Here is a 1784-nt window from a genome sequence, read left to right as displayed (position 1 = left end):
TGGCGATGGCGACGCGGTGGGTGTAGCGGCCGAGATAGGCCAGCACCTGCCTCGGCCCGCCGAACGGCGGCTTGGCATAGACGACCCAATCGACACGACGAACCTCGGCGAGCTTGCGGTTGAATGTAGCCGGCGCCGCCAGTTCGGCGAGATTGCCGAAGAAGCTCAACTTGCCCGCTTCATAGGCTGTCCGCAGTTCCTCCAGAAAGAGCCGGCGGAACAGGCGCGACAGCACCCGCACCGGCAGGAAGAAGCCGGGCCTGCAAGAGATCCAGCGCATTCCATCGGGCGACAGCCCACCGCCCGGAACGATGCAATGGATGTGGGGATGATAGTGCAGGTTCTGACCCCAACTGTGCAGGACTGCGATTAGGCCGATCTCGGCGCCGAGATGTTTGGGATCGACAGCGATCGTGCGCAGCGTCTCGGCGACAGTCTTGAACAGGATCGTGTAGACCGCCGCCTTGTTCTGGAAGGCGATCGCCGCGATTTGCGCCGGCAGAGTGAACACGACGTGGAAATAGGCAACCGGCAAGAGATCGTCCTCGCGTGCGGCAAGCCAGTCCCGGGAGGCCTGTCCCTGGCACTTCGGGCAATGCCGGTTGCGGCAGGAATTGTAGGCAACGCGGATCACCCCGCAGGACCGGCAGCCCTCGACATGGCCGCCCAGTTCGGCGGTCCGGCATAGCTCGATCGCGCTCATCACGCGGCGCTCTACGCGGCCGAGACGGCCATCATGGGCCTGCCGATACGCCTCTGCGTGGCGGCGAAAGATATTCGCCACCTCCAGTCTCGCCGACATCGGCGGAACCGATCAGCCCGGCGGCACCACCTCGATGTTCAGCCGGTCGAGCGGGCTCGTCGTACGCCGGATCAGGCCGTTCGAGACCCTGGTGTAGCGCCGTGCTCGACAGGTTGTTGTGGCCGAGCAGAACCTGGATGATGCGGATGTCGGTGCCGTTCTCCAGAAGATGCGTGGCGAAGCTGTGCCTGAGCGTGTGCACCGTCACCCGCTTGTCGATGCCGGCGGCCGCACGCGCTGAGCGACAAGCCGAATACAACACCTGCACATCGATGGGGCGATCGGCGCCGCGCCCGGGAAACAGCCACTCCTTCGGCTTCGCAAGCCGCCAGTAAACCCGCAGGATGCGCAGAAGCTGCGCCGATAGCATCACGGTGCGGTCCTTGCCGCCCTTGCCGTGCTCGACACGGATCACGCCGCGTTCGCTATCGATGTCGCCGACCTTCAGCCCGACGGTCTCCGAGGCGCGAAGGCCGGCTGAGTAGGCCGTCGTCAGGGCCGTGCGCGTCTTCAGGCTCGGCACCGCCTCCAGAAACCGGACGACCTCATCGGCGCTCAGCACTACTGGCAGCGTCCGTGGCGAGCGGGCGTAGACGATCCGTTCCGGGATCTCGGCATGGCCCAGCGTCACGCCATAGAAGAAACGCAATGCACACACCGTCTGGTTCAGCGCCGGCCAGGAAATGCCCTGCGACACCAGATAAACCTGGAACGCACGGACTTCCTCCAGCCCCAGCCGGTCAGGGGAGCGGCAGAAATAGCGCGAAAACTTGGCCACCGCATGCACGTAGGATCGCTGGGTGGCCGGCGACAGATTGCGGATCGTCATGTCCTTGATCATGCGTCGGCGAAGAGGGCTCAACTCGGCCATCTCATTGCTCCTGTTCTCAAGATTGCGCTTCAACAGCCGCAATCCTTCAAAACAGAAGCCTCACACGCAAACCGACCCACAAAATGCCGCGTCAGCGGCTTCGTTCAATCC

At 64.1% G+C, this 1784-nt stretch carries 1 protein-coding gene and 1 pseudogene; both read right to left on the bottom strand.

Annotation, left to right across the window (positions count from 1 at the left end):
- Window positions 1-802 (bottom strand): IS91 family transposase (locus D3227_RS40240; protein ID WP_120019451.1); only part of this gene is annotated, 802 nt, incomplete at its 3' end.
- 12 nt (window positions 803-814) lie between these two features.
- Window positions 815-1673: pseudogene (locus D3227_RS40235) on the bottom strand (tyrosine-type recombinase/integrase).
- Window positions 1674-1784: the final 111 nt, after the last annotated feature.

Origin of the sequence: Mesorhizobium waimense (assembly GCF_003601975.1) — a bacterium.
Lineage (GTDB): Bacteria > Pseudomonadota > Alphaproteobacteria > Rhizobiales > Rhizobiaceae > Mesorhizobium > Mesorhizobium waimense.
The sequence above is the reverse complement of the archived record's forward strand: the minus strand, read 5'-3'. Positions and strand labels throughout refer to the sequence as shown.